Raw genomic sequence first — 17,521 nt, 5'->3', positions numbered from 1 at the left:
GATGCTGTCACTCCGACTCGAAGCCGCCCGACACCCCTAAATCAATCCAGTTCAGCAAACTTCACGGACGACCAACTAACGACGTCATTCCGGGGCGCGCGAAGCGCGAACCCGGAATCTGGAGATTCAGAGCGCCACGGGATTCCAGGTTCGCGAGCTGCGCTCGCGCTCCGGAATGACGTAGACGTTGCTACCCGAACCGCTGCCGTGCCAATTCCGCGCCGGCGCCGAGCGCGGCGAGCTTGGCCTCGGCGATCTCCCGCCGCATCGGGGCCATGCCGCAGTTGGTGGTGGCGATGATGTTGCTCTTGGGCACATGCTTCATCACCGCTTCGATGGTGGCGCAGACGTCTTCGGCTGTCTCGACCTCGTCGCTGGCGACATCGATAACGCCGGCCTGCACCACCTTGCCCTTGAGCAGCGACAGCAGTTCCAGCGGCACTTTCGAATTCCGGCATTCCACCGCGACCTGCTGGATCGCGCTTCTGTCGATCGCCGGGAAGATGTCCTCGTATTGTCGCCACTCGGCGCCGAGCGTCTCTTTCCAGTCGGTGTTGGCCTTGATGCCGTAGCCGTAGCAGATGTGAACGGCGGTGGCGCAGCTAAGCCCCTGCGCGGCGCGTTCCAGCGCGTTGACGCCCCAGTCGGCCGCCTCGCTCATGTAGACGTTGAACGCCGGTTCGTCGAACTGGATCATGTCGATGCCGTCGGCGGCGAGCGCCTTGGCTTCCTCGTTCAGCAGTTCGGCGAAGGCGAACGCCATCTTGATGCGGTCGCCGTAGTAACGATCGGCGATGGTGTCGATGATCGTCATCGGGCCGGGCAGGGTGAACTTGATCTTGCGGGTGGTATGCGCCCGCGCGACCTGAGCTTCGAAGCCGTGGACGCGTCCCTTCAGCCGCAGCGGTGCGATCACCTGGGGCACCATTGCCTTATAGCGATCGTTGCGGATGCCCATCTCGACCTTGTGGGCGAAGTCGATCCCCTCGACCGCTTCGAGAAAACCGTGGACGAAATGCTGCCGCGCCTGTTCGCCCTCGGTCGCGATGTCGATGCCGGAATCCTCCTGCAGCTTCAGCGCCAGAATGGTGGCGTCGCGCTTGGCGCGGACCAGCTCTTCGCCGCTCGACTTCCACGGCGCCCACAGCTTGTTCGGCTCGGCGAGCCATTCGGGCTTCGGCAACGAGCCGGCAATCGTGGTTGGAAACAGCATGGTTCGCTCCCTCGGGGGTCTGATTGGTGCCCTCTGTGCCACGTTCCCGGCAGGGCGTACAGCAGCGCGAGATCGAGGTGACAAGCCGCCCGAAGCCGGGCTAGGATCGGCGCAAACCCGTCAAGAGGACCCTGCCGCCATGATCGATCTGTATTATGCGCCGACCCCGAACGGCTGGAAGATCTCGATCATGCTGGAAGAGTGCGGCCTGCCGTACAACGTGGTGCCGATGCAGCTCGGCCGCGGCGATCAGCATCAGCCGGAATTTCTCAAGCTGAGCCCCAATGGACGCATGCCCGCGATCGTCGATCACGCGCCGGCGGGCGGCGGCGGGCCGCTCAGCATCTTCGAGAGCGGCGCGATCCTGATCTATCTGGCGGAAAAGTCTGGGCAGTTGATGCCGGCCGATACGCGCGCGCGGTTCGAGGTGACGCAGTGGCTGATGTGGCAGATGGCCGGGCTCGGGCCGATGCTCGGCCAGAATGGCCACTTCCTGCTGTATGCGCCGGAGAAGATCCCTTACGCGATCGACCGCTACACCCGTGAAGCGAAGCGGCTGTACGGCGTCCTCGACCACAGGCTGGCGGACCGCGACTACATCGCCGACGACTACTCGATCGCCGATATCGCCTGCTTTCCCTGGATCATGACCCACAAGGCGCAGGGCCTGACGCTCGACGACTATCCGAACCTGAAGCGCTGGTACGCGGCGCTACGGGCCCGGCCGAAGCTGCAGGCCGGTCTCGCCCTCGGCAAGGAGGACAAGAAGCCGATGGACGAACAGGCCCGCAAGCTGCTGTTCGGTGTCGACAAGCCCGCGCATGCCGACGCCCGGGCGCAGAGCGCGCAGCAGCAGTGATCGCCACCTCTACAGCATCCGCGTTCGTCATTCCGGGGCGCGCAGCGAAGCTGCGCGAGCCCGGAATCCATACGCCACAGCGTTTGCGGTGGAGCAGGGCGTCGGTTGCGCTGTGCTTGATCGAGACGCCAGGGGGTATGGATTCCGGGTTCGCGCTGCGCGCGCCCCGGAATGACGAACGAGAGTTTGATCGCTAGAACTGGACTAAATCACCACCACAACCAACGACAACCACGAAGACAAATAACAACAACCAAGAAAAGGAAACGCCGATGCTCGAGTTCTTCTTCGACTGCTCCAGTCCGTGGACGTATCTTGCCTTTCACAACATCCAGCCGCTGGCGAAGGAGATGGGCGAGGAGATTTCGTGGCGGCCGATCTTGGTCGGCGGCATCTTCAATTCGGTCAATCCGAGCGTGTATGAATCGCGCAAGACGCCGGTGCCGCTGAAGGCGCGTTACATGAAGAAGGATTTGGCCGACTGGGCGCGATCGTCAAACTTGGCGATCAAGATGCCACCCAGCGTGTTTCCGGTGAACAGCGTCAAGGCGATGCGCGGCTGCCTGTGGCTGCTGCGCGACAAGCCCGACGCGATGGTGCCGTTCTCGACCGCTGTGTTCGAAGCGTATTGGGGCGACGATCAGGATATCTCCAAGGATGAGGTGCTGACCGCAATCTGCACCAAATGCGGCCTCGATCCGCAGGCGTTTTTCGCCGCCATCGCTGAGCAGAGCATCAAGGATCAGCTCAAGGACAACACCGAGGAGGTGATCGCGCGCGGCGGGTTCGGTTCGCCGACGATCTTCGTGAACAAGACCGATATGTATTTCGGCAACGACCGGCTGCCGCTGGTGCGCGAGGCGCTGGCGCGTGGCAAGGCGGGTGCCGCCTGATGTCGAAGGCTGTGGTATGCCGCGAGCTCGGACCGCCCGAGGCGTTGCGGCTGGAAGAGACCGAACGCAAGACGTTGAAGGCCGGCGAGGTGCGGGTCGCGATCCGTGCCGCCGGAATCAACTTCCCCGACATCCTGATGTGCGCCGGCGAGTATCAACTCAAGCCGGAGCTGCCGTTCATTCCCGGCATGGAAGCGGCCGGCGACGTGATCGAACGCGGGGAGGCGGTCGACGGCGTCAAAGTCGGTGATCGCGTCATCGTCAAGCTGCGGTTCGGCGGTTATGCCGAAGAGGTGGTGACTGCGGCGTCGCAGCTTACGCCGGCCCCGCCCACATTCGACTATGCAGAAGCGGCAACCTATCTGGCGGGCCACGGCACCGCTTGGCACGGGCTGGTCGAGCGCGGTCAGCTTCAGCCCGGCGAGGTGCTGCTGGTGCACGGCGCCGGCGGCGGCGTCGGGCTTGCCGCGGTCGAGCTCGGTAAATATCTCGGTGCGACCGTGATCGCGGCGGCGTCGAGCGAAGAGAAGCTCGCGGTGGCGCGGCAGCGCGGCGCCGACCACGGCATCTTGTACGGCACCGAGCCGTTCCGCGATGCGGTCAAGCGCATCACCGACGGTCGCGGCGCCGACGTGGTGTTCGATCCGGTCGGCGGTCAGGTGTTTGAGGACAGCGTGCGCTGTATCAATTGGGGAGCGCGGCTGCTGGTGGTCGGCTTCACCGGCGGCATCGGGCTCGCCCGCACCAATCTGATCCTGATGAAGGGCGCGTCCGTGATCGGCGTGCGCGCCGGCGAGGCGGTGCGGCGTGATCCGGTGCTCGGTCGGCAGCGCATCGCCAAGCTGCTCGACCTCGCCGCCGAGGGCGCGCTGCGTCCCAACGTGTCGCATCGGCTGCCGCTCGCCGAATGGGCGCCGGCGATGCGTTTGCTGATCGACCGCAAGGCGATCGGCCGGGTCGCGTTGATCCCGTAATGCGGAATGTTCTGCACCCGCGCCGCGCGAAGATTTCGCTTGGCGCGGGTTTCGCGATGTGGAAAGTGCAGCGCGGAACAACGAGGTTGGAATGAGCGCTGAACTGGAACTCGACGCCTATATGAAGCTGGTCGGCACCGAGATCGGCGTGTCGGAATGGCATGTGCTCGATCAGAAGCGGATTGATCAGTTCGCCGATTGCACCGAGGATTGGCAGTATATTCACGTCGATCCGGAGCGGGCCGCGCGCGAGACGCCGTTCGGCACCACCATCGCGCACGGCTTCCTGACGCTGTCGATGTTGAGCGTGTTCTCCTACGAGGCGATGCCGAAGATCAAGGGCGTCACCATGGGCGTCAATTACGGCTTCGACCGGCTGCGCTTCATCTCGCCTGTGAAGGCGGGGTCGCGGGTGCGTGGCCGCTTCATGCTTGCGGAAGCCACTATGCGCAAGCCGGGCGAATTGTTGTCGCGTACCAGCGTCAACGTCGAAATCGAGGGCGAGAAACGCTCCGCGCTCGTGGCCGACTGGCTCGGCCTGATCTACTTCGAACAGTAATCCGGGGAAACAATACACATGGCTATCAGGTTCGACGGACGCGTCGCCATCGTCACCGGCGCGGGCAATGGTCTCGGCCGCGCGCATGCGCTGGGTCTCGCGGCGCTCGGCGCCAAGGTGGTGGTCAACGATTTCGGCGGCGCGCGCGACGGCACCGGCGGCTCGATGACCGCGGCCGAGACCGTGGTCGAAGAGATCAAGAAGGCCGGCGGCACCGCGATGGCCGACGGCGCCGACGTGTCGAACTACGAACAGGTCCAGGCGATGGTCGCGAAGGCGACCAAGGAGTGGGGCAGCGTCGATCTCTTGGTCGCCAATGCCGGCATCCTGCGCGACAAGTCGTTCGGCAAGATGGAGCTGAGCGATTTTCAGAAGGTGATCGACGTGCATCTGGCCGGCACGTTCTACTGCTGCAAGGCGGTGTGGGACGGCATGAAGGAGCGCAACTACGGCCGCATCGTGCTGACCACTTCGTCGTCGGGCATGTTCGGCAATTTCGGCCAGGCTAATTACGGTGCGGCGAAGGCCGGCATCGTCGGCCTGATGAACGTGCTGGCGCAAGAGGGCCGCAAGACCGACATCCGCGTCAACACGGTCTCGCCGACCGCTGCGACTCGTATGACCGAGGAGCTGCTGCCGCCTCAGGCGCTGCAGCTGATGAAGCCGGAGGCGATCACCCCCGCGGTGCTGTTCCTGCTCAGCGAGAACGCGCCGACCCGCACCACGCTCGGCGCTGGCGCCGGCTCGTTCGCGCAGATCAAGATCATCGAGACCGAAGGCATCAACCTGCCGGAATCCGAATGGACCCCCGACGCGATCGCGGCGCATTTCGCCGAGATCAGCGACGACTCCAAGGCCCAGGCGCTGGAAGGCGCGTTCCAGCAGACGCAGAAATACGTGGCGCAGGCCGCAGCAAGGCTCGGCATCAAGATGTGAGACCGTTCTGCGGCTCGGTCGAGTCGCAGAACAACTCCGGATTCCGGGTTCACTCGCTGGCGCGAGCGCCCCGGAATGACGGCGCTGGGACAAGGTCTCTCCACGAGTCATTCCGGGGCACGCCGCAGGCGTGAACCCGGAATCTCTGCATCGATCCCGGTTCGTGTATAAGCGCCGGATGATTTTCATCGCAGGCAGCCGTCGTGGCTGACATTCTCGACATCGACGCTGCCGTTATCGGTGCCGGCCCGGCCGGCCTGATGGCGGCCGAGCAGCTCGCACGCGGCGGGATGCGCGTCACCGTGTTCGACGGCATGGGTGCGCCGGCGCGGAAGTTTCTGCTAGCGGGGCGCGGCGGCCTCAACCTCACCCACAGCGAAGCGCTGCCGGATTTTCTCGCGCGCTACGGCGCCGCTCAGGCGCGACTGACGCCGGCGATCGAGGCGTTTCCGCCGGACGCATTGCGGCTGTGGGCCGACGAGCTCGGACAGCCGACCTTCGTCGGCACCAGCGGCCGGGTGTTTCCGGTTGCGATGAAGGCCTCGCCATTGCTGCGCGCCTGGCTGCGCCGGCTCGATGCGCAGGGCGTGCAGCTCCGTCTGAAGCATCGCTGGCATGGCTGGGACGAACAGGGGCGGCTGCTGTTCGACACCCCCGCCGGTGCGCGCAGCGTCGCGGCGCGCGCGACCATACTGGCGCTCGGCGGCGCGAGCTGGCCGCGGCTCGGCTCGGATGGAAGCTGGACCTCTCTGCTGGCGGCCAAAGGCGTCGCGATCGCGCCGCTCAGGCCGGCGAATTGTGGCTTCATCGCCGCGTGGTCGGCGCTGTTCGCAGACAAGTATCAGGGTGCGCCGCTGAAGAACGTCGCGCTGGCGTTCGGCGGACGCAGCGTGCGTGGCGAGGCGGTGATCACCCGCGACGGGCTGGAAGGCGGCGCGGTCTATGCGCTGTCGGCGCCGCTGCGCGACGCCGTGCTCGGCGGCAGCGAAGCGACGCTGCGGGTCGCGCTGCGGCCGGATCTTGACGACGACGAACTCGCGGCGCGCCTGGCGAAGCCGCGGGGCAAGCAGTCGCTGTCAACCTGGCTGCGCAAGGCGGCGGGACTGCCGCCGCCCAGCATCGGCCTGCTGCAGGAGGCCGCGCATGCCGGCGGCGTCGCGCTCGGCGTGTTGTCGCCGCTCGAGTTGGCGGCGCTGATCAATGGGGTGCCGGTGCGGCTCACCGGCGTGGCGCCGATCGCGCGGGCGATCTCGTCCGCCGGCGGTATCGCGCTCGACGAGATCGATGCGGACTTCATGCTGCGCCGCTTGCCCGGCGTGTTCGCCGCCGGCGAGATGCTCGACTGGGAAGCCCCGACCGGCGGCTACCTGCTGACCGCCTGCTTCGCCACAGGATCGGCGGCAGGGCGGGGCGCGGCAAAGTATCTGGGACGATGACGAATTGGGGCGGCTGGCGTGCTGTTACTTCAGCTTCCCGCGCGCCGCGACCGGGAGTAGGCCGACGATCTCGTTGCCGCGGACCATCACCACTTCGTCGACCATGTTGACGACGACGCAGACGTGGTTGGGGACGATGCGCACGACGTCGCCGACGTTGGGGCGCGAGTTGCTGCGCGACAGGTCGAGGAAGCCGTGTTCCTCGGCGAACTTGGCGATCCGCGCTTCGGGGTGGTCGAGGATCAGGCCGAAGCCGTCGAGGCCGCCGCCGGGGTCGGAGGTCAGCGTCTTGGAGCCGGCATCGAGGATGCCGCGCTCCGGGCCGGCGCGGCTGACGAGGGTGGAATACACGGTCAGCGCGCAATCGTCCCAGCTGGCGACGCCGGCGGCGACCTGCATGCGGTCGTTGTAGACATAGGTGCCGGGGCGATGCTCGGTGGCGCCGTTGAGCTGGCCGAGGTTCTTCAGATTCGGCGAGCCGCCGGTCGACACCATCGCGGCGTCGAGGCCGTGGGCGCGCACGCCAGCGAGCGCCTCGTCGAAGAACCGCTGCGCCTGCGGCCAGCCGTCCTCGGTCGGGTACAGCATGAAGCCCTTGAACGAGAGTCCCTCGGACGCGGCGATCGCGCGCGCCAGCGCCACCGCTTCGGCCGGCGTCTCGACGCCGGCGCGCTGCCGGCCGGTGTCGCATTCGACCACGACGCCGAGCGGGCGGCCGGCGCGCGCGGCAGCGGCGGGCAGGCCGGCAATTACCACCGCGTTGTCGGCGGCGACGGTCATCTCCACGCGCTCATGCAGCGCGCCGAGCCGCGCCATCTTCTCCTCGCCGATCAGATTGTAGCTGATCAGGATGTCGTGGATGCCGGTCTCGGCCATCACCTCGGCCTCGCCGAGTTTCTGGCAGGTGATGCCGCGCGCGCCGGCGGCGATCTGCATTCCGGCGAGCAGCGGCGATTTATGGGTCTTGATGTGCGGCCGGTTGGCGACGCCCACCGCGTCGCACATCGCCTGCACCCGCGCGATGTTGCGCTCGACCCGGTCCATGTCGATCACCAGCGCCGGCGTGCCGACTTCGCGGGCGATTTTGGCGGCAAGGGGCGTGGTCATGGGTGGGCTCCGGGTTCGAATGACGACGGACTTAGTCCCTCATGGTGAGGAGCGCAGCGGAACTGCGCGTCTCGAACCATGGGGCCGCGGCGCTCATCCTTCGAGACGCCTGGCTTCGCCGGGCTCTTCAGGATGAGGGTCGTGCGCGGTGGCGTGGGTAGCCGGGTCGGGCCCGGCCGTGACGGCGGTCCTTGGTGGGGCGCCGTGCCGATGCGGTGAGGGTGGCAGATGCGAAACCTCACGCGCTCTCGATCTCCTCGCGCAGCATTTCGAGTTCGAGCCAGCGATGCTCGGCGGCGTGCAGATCGTCATGGGCCTTGGCCATCGCGGCCGAGACCTTGTCGAAAGTGGCGCGGTCGCGGGCGTAGAGCTGCGGATCGTCGAGCTTCTTCTGCAGCTCCGCGATCTCGGCTTCCAGCTTGGCGATGGTCTTGGGCAGCGTTTCCAGCGCGTGCTTCTCGTTGAAGCTCAGCTTGCGCTTGGGCGCGGGGGCGGTGGAAGGCGCCGGCGCGGACTTCGCGGCGGCCGGTTCGGCCGCCGGCTTCGCAGCGGCGCGGGTCAGGTCGGCACCGCGCTGGGCCAGCATGTCGGAATAGCCGCCGGCATATTCGATCCATTTGCCGTCGCCGTCCGGCGCGATCACCGAGGTGACGACGCGGTCGAGGAAGTCGCGGTCGTGGCTGATTAAGATCACCGTGCCGTCGTAATCGCCGAGCATTTCCTCAAGCACGTCGAGGGTTTCCAGATCGAGGTCGTTGGTCGGCTCGTCGAGCACCAGGAGGTTCGAGGGCTTTGCCAGCGAGCGCGCCAGCATCAGCCGGCCGCGTTCGCCGCCGGATAGTGCTTCCAAAGGCGTGCGCGCCTGCTCCTGGGTGAACAGGAAGTCCTTCATGTAGCCGATGACGTGGCGCGGTTTGCCGCCGACCATCACCTGATCGCCGCGACCGCCGGTGAGCGCGTCGGCGAGCGAGGTCTTGGCGTCGAGGCTGTCGCGGTGCTGATCGAGGGTGGCGATTTCGAGATTGGTGCCGAGCCGGACGCTACCGCTGTCGGGGGCAAGGGCGCAGGTCAGCAGGCTGATCAGTGTAGTCTTGCCGGCGCCGTTCGGACCGACGATGCCGACTCGGTCGCCGCGATTGATCCGGATCGAGAAGCCGTCGACGATCGGGCGATCGCCCCAGGCCTTGTTGATCGCCTTGGCCTCGATCACCAGCTTGCCGGATTTGTCGGCTTCGGCCGCAGCGAGCGAAGCGGCGCCGGTGGGGCCGCGATAGTCGCGGCGCTGGGCGCGCAGCTCGTGCAGGCCGGCGAGCCGCTTGACGTTGCGCTTGCGACGGCCGGAGACGCCGTAGCGCAGCCAGTGCTCCTCCATCACGATCTTGCGGTCGAGCTTGTGCTGATCGCGCTCTTCCTCCGCCAGCACGTCGTCGCGCCAGCTCTCGAATTGCGAGAAGCCGCGGTCGATCTGCCGGATCACGCCGCGGTCGAGCCAAGCGGTGGAGCGCGACAGATTGCCGAGGAAGCGGCGGTCGTGGCTGATCATCACCAGCGCGCTCCGGCGCTGGGCCAGATCGCTCTCCAGCCATTCGATCGTGGTGAGGTCGAGATGGTTGGTCGGCTCGTCGAGCAGCAGGATGTCCGGGTTTGGCGCGAGAATCCGCGCCAGCGCCGCGCGGCGGGCCTCGCCGCCGGACAGATTGGCCGGGTCTTCGTCGCCGTGCAGGCCGAGCTGTTCGAGCAGATAGGCGGCCTGATAGTGATCGTCGCCGGGGGCGAGGCCGGCCTCGACATAGGCCAGCGTGGTGGCGAAACCGTCGAAATCCGGCTCCTGCGGCAGATAGCGCACGGTGGCGCCGGGTTGCACGAAACGGCTGCCGCGATCGGGCTCGATCAACCCGGCGACGATCTTGAGCAATGTCGATTTGCCGGAGCCGTTGCGGCCGATCAGGCACAGACGGTCGCCGGCCGAGACCGCGAGTTCGACACCGTCGAACAGCGCCGCGCCGCCGAAGGTCAGCGCGATGTCTTTGAGTTGGATCAGCGGCGGGGCCATGGTTCGTCTCAGCTCTGGTCGGTGCGGCGGCGCGCGATCCGGCGGATCGCGCTGTCGAGCGCCGAGAGAAAGGTGGAGCGGTCGCGTGGCGAGAACGCACGCGGACCGCCGGTGATTTCGCCTGACGAGCGCAGATCGGTCATCAGATTCCGCACCGCCAGCGTCATGCCGATCGACTCTTCGGTGAACGGCTTGCCGTTCGGTGCGATCGCGGTGGCGCCCGCTTTGACACAGCGGCTCGCCAGCGGAATGTCCGCGGTGACGACGATATCGCCCGGTTTGATCCGCTCCGCAATCCAGTCATCGGCCGCGTCCATCCCGGAACCGGCTGCGATGCGCTCGATCATCGGATGCTGCGGCACCCGGATGAAGCCGCCGGCCACGACCGTCACCGGAAGATGGTGCCGCTCCGCCACTTTGTACACCTCGTCCTTCACCGGACAGGCGTCGGCGTCGACATAGATGCGGGTGAGGGCGTTGGTCATCGGCGATGTGGGGTCCTGTGGCGCCGGCCTTGCGTTGCCGGCGCAGTGGCGTAGCATCGCCGGCAACGATCGCCAACAAGATCGGGCAAACCGGGAGACACCATGGCCGCATCGCTTGCGCCCTGGCGCGTCAGCGCCTTCAACACCGCCAAACAATCCGAAAACAAGATGCATGACGACACCGTCGCCCGCCGCTTCGGCTTTACCGGAGGTCTGGTGCCCGGGGTGGAAGTGATGGCCTATATGATGCACCTGCCGGTCGCGCGCTGGGGCCGCGACTTTCTGGAGCGCGGGCTGATCGAGGCGCGGTTCGTCAAGCCGGTGTACGACGGCGAGACCGCGACGGTGACGGGCGAGGAGCAGGGCGAGGCCATCGCGCTCGCGGTCGAGAGCCGCGGCGAGCTGTGCGCCAGCGGAGCGGCGTCGCTGCCGGCGCGGGCCCCGGCGGTCGATCTGGCCGCCTATCCCGAGACCGCGGCGGCGGCGAGCCGGCCGCCGGTGGACGCCTCGTCGTTTCCTCTCGGGCATTGGTTCGGCACCGCGCCGGTGAACTGGGGAGGGGCAAAGCTGCGCGACTATCTCGACGAGATCCGCGAGACCGATCCGATCTATCAGTCTGGCGATTTGATCCATCCCTGCACGCTGCAGCGGATCATGAACCGCGTGCTGGTCGACAATGTTGTGCTCGGGCCGTGGATTCACGTTGGCTCCAAGATGCAGTTGCTCGCCGCTGCGCGCGGCGACGACGTGCTCAGCGCACGAGCCAAGGTGATCGCGAACTACGATAAGAAGGGCCACCGCTTCGCCGAGTTCGACGCTTTGATCGTCGCGAACGGCGACCGGCCGGTGGCGCATTGTCACCATGTCGCGATCTTCGCGCCGCGGCAGCAGGCAGCCGCGTAGTCCGCGCTTATTCCGTGCGGCGGTCGCGCGCCGCGTGGCGCGCGACGTTCTGCCCCGCTCGCCTTGCCAGCGAGAGCGGCGAGAATGCGTGACGACAGCTAACAGGGAGGGGGCACGGCAATCTATGCGCGCGGCCGGCGACAAGGCCGAACCGACAAATAAATCAAAAAATCATTCGGAGGAAACATGACACTCGTTCAACGGACGGCCGCGCTGCTGCTCGCCGCGCCGCTGCTGCTGGGCGCGCCCGCATGGGCGCAGCAACAGGGGCCGGTGAAGATCGGTCTGCTCGGCGACTTCCAGTCGGTGTATTCCGACATCGGTGGCCAGGGCAACGTCGAAGCCGCCAAGATGGCGATCGAGGAGATGGGCGGCACGATGTTCGGTGAGCCGATCGAGTTCATCTCGGCGGATGTGCAGAACAAGCCGGACATTGCCGCCTCACTGGCGCGTAAATGGTACGAGAACGAAAACGTCGACATGATCGTCGACCTGCCGACCTCAGCCACCGCGCTCGCCGCGATGGAGATGAGCAAGAAGTTCGAGAAGATCATGATCGTCACCGACGCGGCGTCGTCGGACATCACCGGCAAATCTTGCTCGCCCTATACCGCGCACTGGACCTACGACACCTATTCCAACGCTCACACCGTCGGCTCGGCGATCGTCAAGAACGGTGGCGACACCTGGTTCTTCATTACCGCGGACTATCTGTTCGGCCATTCGATCGAGCGCGACACCGGCGAGGTGGTGAAGGCGGCCGGCGGCAAGGTGCTCGGCAGCGCGCGGCATCCGCTCAACAACGCCGACTTCTCCTCGTTCCTGCTGCAGGCGCAGTCGTCGAAGGCCAAGATTATCGGCATGGCCAATGGCGGTGGCGACACCATCAACACCATCAAACAGGCGGCCGAATTCGGCATCGTCGCGGGCGGTCAGAAGCTCGCCGGCATCGTGATGTTCATCTCCGACATCCACAGCCTGGGACTGAAGATGGCGAACGGCCTGATCATCACCGAGGCGTACTACTGGGACCTCAACGACCGCACCCGCGCGTTCGGCAAGAAATTCTACGAGCGCACCAAGCGGATGCCGACCATGAACCAGGCCGCGACCTACAGCGCGACGCTGCATTATCTCAAAGCGGTGAAGGCCGCGAATAGCAAGGACACCAAGACGGTGCTGGCGAAAATGCGTGAATTGCCCGTGCGCGACGCCTTCACCGACAACGGGACCTTGCGCGAGGACGGCCGCATGGTGCACTCGATGTTCCTGTTCGAGGTCAAAAAGCCCGAGGAATCCAAGGCGCCGTGGGACTATTACAAAGTCCTCGCCGAAGTCCCCGGCGACCAGGCCTTCCGCCCCCTTAAGGACGGCGGTTGCCCCCTGGTGAAGGCGGAGTAGAGAGCAAGCCTCTGACGACGAGGCAACGTCCTCGCCGCACAACAGACGTCGTCGCCGGGCTCGACCCGGCGACCCATCTTCTTTGATAGGACGCTGTCGTTTCGCGCTTCGCGCGTGATGGATGCGCGGGTCAAGCCCGCGCATGACGGCGTTAGGTGAGGCGCCTAAGCTGCCGTCTTCGCCTTCGCCTCATGGATCGCCCGCCACACCTTCTCCGGCGTCAGCGGCATGTCGAGCGTCGTCACGCCGTGGTCTTTCAGCGCGTCGAGCGCGGCGTTGACGATGGTCGCGAGCGAGCCGGCGCAGCCGGCTTCGCCGCAGCCTTTGGTGCCTAGCGGATTAGTCTTGGCCGGCACCGGGTGATCGCCGACCGTCATCAGCGGGACATCGTCGGCGCGCGGCAGCGCGTAGTCCTGCAGTGAGCCGGTGATCGGCTGGCCGTCGGCGTCATACGAGATCTTCTCCATCAGCGCTTGGCCGATGCCTTGCGCGACGCCGCCATGGAGCTGGCCGGCGACGATCATCGGATTGACGATGGTGCCGAAATCGTTGACCGCGGTGTAGCGCACCACGCGGGTGACGCCGGTGTCCGGATCGATCTCGACCTCGGCGACATGGCAGCCGTTGGGAAAGGCGGAGGGCGCGCCTTCGGTGGTGTGGTCGACATCGAGCGACGCCGGCACGCCGTCCGGCAGCTCGGCGCCGCGAAGCTGTTGCGCCAGCTCCATGATGCCGATGCTGCGGTCGGTGCCGGCGACGGTGAAGCGACCAGCCGCGAATTCGATGTCGGCCTCGGCGGTCTCCAGCAGATGCGCGGCGGCGCTCTTGCCCTTGGCGATCACCTTCTGCGACGCCTCGACGATCGCCATGCCGCTGGCGGTGATCGAGCGCGAGCCGCCGGTGCCGTTGCCGCTGTGGACGATATCGCTGTCGCCCTGTTCGAGCCGGATCCGATCGAACGGCACGCCGAGGAACGCGCTCAGCACCTGAGCGAACGGCGTGGCGTGGCCCTGGCCGTAGTCGAGCGTGCCGGTGATCAGCCGCACCGTGCCGTCGTCTTCGAACACGATCTTGCCGAGCTCGGCGCTCGGCGGCGCGGTGACTTCCAGATACGAGCCGACCGCGATGCCGCGCAGCTTGCCGGCTTTGCGGGCTTCCTTCTTGCGTTTGGCGAAGCCTTGATAGTCGGACAGTTCCAGCGCCTGCCCGAATACGCCGGCGAAGTCGCCGCTGTCGTAGGTGACGCCGGAGCAGGCGGTGAACGGCATCTGCGACGGCTTGATGAAGTTGCGCTTGCGTAAAGTAAGGCGGTCGATCCCCATTTCATCGGCGGCGCGATCGATCAGCCGTTCAAGGAAGTAGTTGGCTTCAGGACGTCCGGCGCCGCGATAGGCACCCATCAGCGTGACATTGGTGACGACGCATTTGATGTCGACGCTGAGCAGCGGCGTGCGATACACGCTGCCGATGTTCTTGCCGGTGTTGAGCGACAGCGGCAGCGGCGCGACGCCGGTGATCTGGGCGCCGAGATTGCCGGTGCCGTTCAGGCGGATTGCGAGAAAACGCCCGCCGGCGTCGAGCGCGAGTTCGGCGCGGATCTGCTGGCCGCGTCCCTGGCTGTCGGACAGGAAGCTGGTCGAGCGTTCGTCGGTCCATTTCACCGGACGTCCGAGCGCCTTGGCGGCGTGCAGGATGCAGATGTACTCCGGATAGGAGATGTTCTTCATCCCGAACGAGCCGCCGACCTGGCCGGTCAGCACCCGGACCTTGTCGGTCGGCACGCCGAGCAGCTTGGCGAGGGTGTTTCGGTTGCCGGAGACGCCCTGGGTCGGAAGTTGGATGGTGTAGCGGTCGTTCTGCTGATCGTAGGAGGCGAGCCCGACCCGCGGCTCCATCGGCACCGCAGCGACGCGGGTGTTCTCGATGTCCAGCGCGGTGACGTGCGCGGCCGCGGCGAACGCTGCATTCACCGCGGCGGTGTCGCCGAAGTGATAATCGAGTGCGACGTTGTTCTCGATGTGATCGTAGAGCTGCGGCGCGCCGGGCTGCATCGCGGCCTCCGCGTCGGTGACGGCGGGGAGCGGCTCGATGTCGAGTTCGACCGCTTCGGCGGCATCGCGGGCCTGCGCGAGCGTCTTAGCGACCACGCAGGCCACCGGGTCGCCGACGAAGCGCACCTTGTCGGTGGCCAGCGCGCCATGATGGGTCTGCTTCAGCGGGGTGCCGTCGCGGCTCTTGAGCGGCAGGCCTGAGCTGAAAGGCGCGTAGCCGGCGGCCGCAAGGTCGGCGCCGGTGTAGATCGCGCAGACACCCGGCATCGCCTTGGCGGCGTCGGTGCCGATGCCGCGGATGATGCCGTGCGGGTGAGGGCTTCGCACCATCACCGCGTAGAACTGCCCGGGCAGGTTGCAATCGTCGGTGTAGCGGCCCTTGCCGCGCAGCAGGGTCTCGTCCTCCTTGCGCCGGACCGGCTGGCCCACGGCGAATTTGTGCAGCGCGAGGGAAGTGTCGGGCGACGCGTTGGCGGTGCGGTCCTGCATGAGGCTGATTTCCGGCGTGAGAGGCGTGCGGGACGTGAAAAAGCCGCGCGGGGCGGCGATATTGCGTGGGGAATGTCAGTGCTGATAGCGCCCACGGATAACGCAGCCGCCGGCACGCGACAACGTATGAAACCGCATGCTTCACCCGCAGGTGGGTTGCGCCGGGGCGGTGCGCTGCTAAACTTTCCGTGAATGATGATTTCGACGCCGGCCGCGCGTGGCCGCGGAAAGACGAGTTTGATGGACGACGAAACGCGGCTTCGCCCGGGCTCGCTGCCGGGCGAGGATCCGCTCGCGATCGTTGCGAGTGCCGAGGAGGAGAACGTAGCCGCCCCGCACGACGACGGCGTGTACGCGGCGCTGGACCTCGGCACCAACAATTGCAGGTTGCTGATCGCGCGACCGGCGGGCGATGGCTTTCGCGTCATCGACTCGTTTTCGAGGATCATCCGGCTCGGGGAGGGCGTCGCCACCACCGGCCGGATCAGCGACGCGGCGATCGCGCGCGCGATTTCGGCGCTGGCGGTGTGCCGCGACAAGATTGACGCCCGCCACGCCAAGCGGCAGCGGTTGATCGCGACCGAAGCCTGCCGTGCCGCCAGCAATGCCGACGAGTTTTGTGACAAGGTCGCGGACGCCACCGGCATCCGGCTGGAGATCATCGACCGCGAGACCGAAGCGCGGCTCGCCGCCACCGGCTGTTCGCCTCTGCTCGACCCGAACGGCCGCGGCGCGATCCTGTTCGACATCGGCGGCGGCTCCAGCGAACTGGTGCGGATCGCCCGCGATCCGGAGCGGCCCGAGCTGGCGCCGCGGATCGACGCCTGGATGTCGGTGCCGCTCGGCGTGGTGACGCTGGCGGAAGCGTTCGGCGGCAGGGTGGTGACGCAGGAGACCTATGAGGCGATGGTCGCCGAAGTCGCCAAGCACGTCGCGCCGTTCGCCGCGAAGCATGGCGGCGATCTCGGCCGGATGCATCTGCTCGGTACGTCGGGCACCGTGACCACGCTGGCGGGGCTGTATCTCGATCTGATCCGCTACGACCGTCGCCGGGTCGACGGCATCTGGATGAACGACGATGAACTCAGCGCCACTGTCGAGAGACTGCGCAGCATGAGTTATCACGACCGCGCCCACAACCATTGCATCGGCAACGAGCGAGCCGATCTGGTGCTGGCCGGCTGTGCCATCCTGGACGCGGTGCGCGCCGCCTTTCCGCTGCCGCGGCTGCGCGTCGCCGATCGCGGTCTGCGCGAGGGGATGCTGGTCGAAATGATGCGTGAAGACGGCGTGCTCGGGGCGCCGTAGGCAGTTCCGCACTGGTTTTTCCGCGCTCGTCTGCTAAGCAGCGCGTTGATCCCTCTGTCGCAAGCGAAGTTATGGCCAAAGACACCACCGGACGAATGCGCGTCACCGTCAAGAGCGGCGGGCGGATGAAGCTGTCGTCGAAGCTGTGGCTCGAGCGCCAGCTCAACGATCCCTATGTGGCGCAGGCCAAGCGCGACGGCTACCGCTCGCGTGCCGCCTACAAGCTGACTGAGATCGACGACAAGTTTCGTCTGCTCAAGTCCGGCATGGCAGTGGTCGATCTCGGCGCTGCGCCGGGCGGCTGGAGCCAGGTCGCCGCCAAGAAGGTCGGTGCCGCCGAAGGCCGCGGCAAGGTGGTGGCGATCGATCTTCTGGAGATGGGCGAGGTGCCCGGCGTCATGTTCGCGCAGCTCGATTTTCTCGACCCGTCTGCGCCGGACCGGCTCCGCGAGATGCTGGGCGGCGGCGCCGACCTGGTGATGAGCGATATGGCCGCCAACACCACCGGCCATCGCAAGACCGATCAGCTCCGGATCGTCGGCTTGGTCGAAACCGCAGCGATGTTCGCATCCGAAGTGCTAAAGCCGGGCGGGGCATTTCTCGCCAAGGTGTTCCAGAGCGGCGCCGATGCGTCGCTGATGGCGGAACTGAAGCGCGACTATGCCAGCGTCAAGCACGTCAAGCCGGCGGCGAGCCGCAAGGACTCGTCGGAGCGCTACCTGCTGGCGACCGGATTTCGCGGCGGGGCCGCCCGGGACGTGGCGGCGGACGGCGAGATGGCGTGAGTTCTTTCGTATCGGTCGGTTGATTGGCGAAAGTGCAAATTAGTTGCGCATCATATCGGGAATTCATCT

The 17,521-nt window shown here is 66.5% G+C and carries 15 protein-coding genes; 10 read left to right on the top strand and 5 right to left on the bottom strand.

Annotation, left to right across the window (positions count from 1 at the left end; genetic code table 11):
- Positions 1-190: 190 nt before the first annotated feature.
- The gene (locus tag M9H71_RS21510) at positions 191-1,213 is read right to left on the bottom strand and encodes a methionine synthase (RefSeq protein ID WP_455406939.1); all 1,023 of its coding nucleotides are present in this window, start codon (positions 1,211-1,213) and stop codon (positions 191-193) included.
- 139 nt (positions 1,214-1,352) lie between these two features.
- Here M9H71_RS21510 and M9H71_RS21505 point away from each other — a divergent pair, with 139 nt between their 5' ends.
- The 6 genes from M9H71_RS21505 to M9H71_RS21480 all read left to right on the top strand — a co-directional run bounded on the left by M9H71_RS21505 (position 1,353) and on the right by M9H71_RS21480 (position 6,870).
- Positions 1,353-2,072, top strand: a complete 720-nt coding sequence (locus tag M9H71_RS21505) for a glutathione S-transferase N-terminal domain-containing protein (RefSeq protein ID WP_455406938.1) — start codon at positions 1,353-1,355, stop codon at positions 2,070-2,072.
- A 272-nt stretch (positions 2,073-2,344) separates the two neighbouring features.
- Entirely contained in the window at positions 2,345-2,965 is a 621-nt protein-coding gene (locus M9H71_RS21500) for a DsbA family protein (RefSeq protein WP_455406937.1), read from the top strand.
- Positions 2,965-3,939 carry an NADPH:quinone oxidoreductase family protein gene (locus tag M9H71_RS21495; RefSeq protein ID WP_455406936.1) on the top strand — a complete coding sequence of 325 codons (975 nt, stop codon included), beginning with the start codon at positions 2,965-2,967 and terminating at the stop codon, positions 3,937-3,939. The genes M9H71_RS21500 and M9H71_RS21495 overlap by 1 nt, the downstream gene beginning before the upstream one ends.
- Before the next feature lie 91 nt (positions 3,940-4,030).
- The gene (locus M9H71_RS21490; RefSeq protein WP_455406935.1) at positions 4,031-4,498 is read left to right on the top strand and encodes a MaoC family dehydratase; all 468 of its coding nucleotides are present in this window, start codon (positions 4,031-4,033) and stop codon (positions 4,496-4,498) included.
- 18 nt (positions 4,499-4,516) lie between these two features.
- A complete protein-coding gene (locus tag M9H71_RS21485; protein ID WP_012495736.1) occupies positions 4,517-5,434 on the top strand; it encodes an SDR family NAD(P)-dependent oxidoreductase in 918 nt (305 codons plus the stop codon).
- A 203-nt stretch (positions 5,435-5,637) separates the two neighbouring features.
- Positions 5,638-6,870 carry an NAD(P)/FAD-dependent oxidoreductase gene (locus M9H71_RS21480; protein ID WP_455406934.1) on the top strand — a complete coding sequence of 411 codons (1,233 nt, stop codon included), beginning with the start codon at positions 5,638-5,640 and terminating at the stop codon, positions 6,868-6,870.
- A gap of 24 nt (positions 6,871-6,894) precedes the next feature.
- Here the strand turns inward: M9H71_RS21480 and M9H71_RS21475 are convergent, their stop codons facing one another.
- From M9H71_RS21475 to M9H71_RS21465, 3 genes are all read right to left on the bottom strand, one after another.
- Positions 6,895-7,977, bottom strand: coding sequence for an alanine racemase (locus tag M9H71_RS21475; RefSeq protein WP_455406933.1), 1,083 nt, complete (start codon positions 7,975-7,977; stop codon positions 6,895-6,897).
- 238 nt (positions 7,978-8,215) lie between these two features.
- Positions 8,216-10,030: an ABC-F family ATP-binding cassette domain-containing protein gene (locus M9H71_RS21470; RefSeq protein ID WP_455406932.1), complete on the bottom strand. Its 1,815-nt coding sequence runs from the start codon at positions 10,028-10,030 to the stop codon at positions 8,216-8,218.
- An 8-nt stretch (positions 10,031-10,038) separates the two neighbouring features.
- Complete coding sequence (locus M9H71_RS21465) at positions 10,039-10,515, bottom strand: YaiI/YqxD family protein (protein ID WP_455406931.1); 477 nt, start codon at positions 10,513-10,515, stop codon at positions 10,039-10,041.
- 102 nt (positions 10,516-10,617) lie between these two features.
- On the opposite strand from M9H71_RS21465, the gene M9H71_RS21460 reads away from it, so the two are divergent.
- On the top strand, positions 10,618-11,418 hold the full coding sequence (locus M9H71_RS21460; protein WP_455406930.1) for a hypothetical protein: 801 nt from the start codon (positions 10,618-10,620) through the stop codon (positions 11,416-11,418).
- A gap of 186 nt (positions 11,419-11,604) precedes the next feature.
- Complete coding sequence (locus M9H71_RS21455; RefSeq protein WP_455406929.1) at positions 11,605-12,819, top strand: ABC transporter substrate-binding protein; 1,215 nt, start codon at positions 11,605-11,607, stop codon at positions 12,817-12,819.
- 164 nt (positions 12,820-12,983) lie between these two features.
- Here the strand turns inward: M9H71_RS21455 and M9H71_RS21450 are convergent, their stop codons facing one another.
- On the bottom strand, positions 12,984-15,359 hold the full coding sequence (locus M9H71_RS21450; protein WP_455406928.1) for a xanthine dehydrogenase family protein molybdopterin-binding subunit: 2,376 nt from the start codon (positions 15,357-15,359) through the stop codon (positions 12,984-12,986).
- Positions 15,360-15,599: 240 nt separating this feature from the next.
- Here M9H71_RS21450 and M9H71_RS21445 point away from each other — a divergent pair, with 240 nt between their 5' ends.
- On the top strand, positions 15,600-16,667 hold the full coding sequence (locus tag M9H71_RS21445) for a Ppx/GppA phosphatase family protein (protein ID WP_455406927.1): 1,068 nt from the start codon (positions 15,600-15,602) through the stop codon (positions 16,665-16,667).
- Positions 16,668-16,738: 71 nt separating this feature from the next.
- Complete coding sequence (locus M9H71_RS21440) at positions 16,739-17,452, top strand: RlmE family RNA methyltransferase (RefSeq protein WP_455406926.1); 714 nt, start codon at positions 16,739-16,741, stop codon at positions 17,450-17,452.
- The last annotated feature ends 69 nt before the right edge of the window (positions 17,453-17,521 follow it).

The sequence above is a fragment of the Rhodopseudomonas parapalustris genome, from assembly GCF_053772255.1.
Note: the sequence above shows the minus strand (reverse complement) of the source record. Positions and strands in the feature narration are given on the sequence as shown.

What these genes read in the sequence shown, in the direction of transcription:
- M9H71_RS21510 (WP_455406939.1), bottom strand. Translation starts at nt 1,213, where the DNA reads ATGCTGTTTCCAACCACGATTGCCGGCTCGTTGCCGAAGCCCGAATGG.
- M9H71_RS21505 (WP_455406938.1), top strand. Translation starts at nt 1,353, where the DNA reads ATGATCGATCTGTATTATGCGCCGACCCCGAACGGCTGGAAGATCTCG.
- M9H71_RS21500 (WP_455406937.1), top strand. Translation starts at nt 2,345, where the DNA reads ATGCTCGAGTTCTTCTTCGACTGCTCCAGTCCGTGGACGTATCTTGCC.
- M9H71_RS21495 (WP_455406936.1), top strand. Translation starts at nt 2,965, where the DNA reads ATGTCGAAGGCTGTGGTATGCCGCGAGCTCGGACCGCCCGAGGCGTTG.
- M9H71_RS21490 (WP_455406935.1), top strand. Translation starts at nt 4,031, where the DNA reads ATGAGCGCTGAACTGGAACTCGACGCCTATATGAAGCTGGTCGGCACC.
- M9H71_RS21485 (WP_012495736.1), top strand. Translation starts at nt 4,517, where the DNA reads ATGGCTATCAGGTTCGACGGACGCGTCGCCATCGTCACCGGCGCGGGC.
- M9H71_RS21475 (WP_455406933.1), bottom strand. Translation starts at nt 7,977, where the DNA reads ATGACCACGCCCCTTGCCGCCAAAATCGCCCGCGAAGTCGGCACGCCG.
- M9H71_RS21470 (WP_455406932.1), bottom strand. Translation starts at nt 10,030, where the DNA reads ATGGCCCCGCCGCTGATCCAACTCAAAGACATCGCGCTGACCTTCGGC.
- M9H71_RS21465 (WP_455406931.1), bottom strand. Translation starts at nt 10,515, where the DNA reads ATGACCAACGCCCTCACCCGCATCTATGTCGACGCCGACGCCTGTCCG.
- M9H71_RS21460 (WP_455406930.1), top strand. Translation starts at nt 10,618, where the DNA reads ATGGCCGCATCGCTTGCGCCCTGGCGCGTCAGCGCCTTCAACACCGCC.
- M9H71_RS21455 (WP_455406929.1), top strand. Translation starts at nt 11,605, where the DNA reads ATGACACTCGTTCAACGGACGGCCGCGCTGCTGCTCGCCGCGCCGCTG.
- M9H71_RS21450 (WP_455406928.1), bottom strand. Translation starts at nt 15,359, where the DNA reads ATGCAGGACCGCACCGCCAACGCGTCGCCCGACACTTCCCTCGCGCTG.
- M9H71_RS21445 (WP_455406927.1), top strand. Translation starts at nt 15,600, where the DNA reads ATGGACGACGAAACGCGGCTTCGCCCGGGCTCGCTGCCGGGCGAGGAT.
- M9H71_RS21440 (WP_455406926.1), top strand. Translation starts at nt 16,739, where the DNA reads ATGGCCAAAGACACCACCGGACGAATGCGCGTCACCGTCAAGAGCGGC.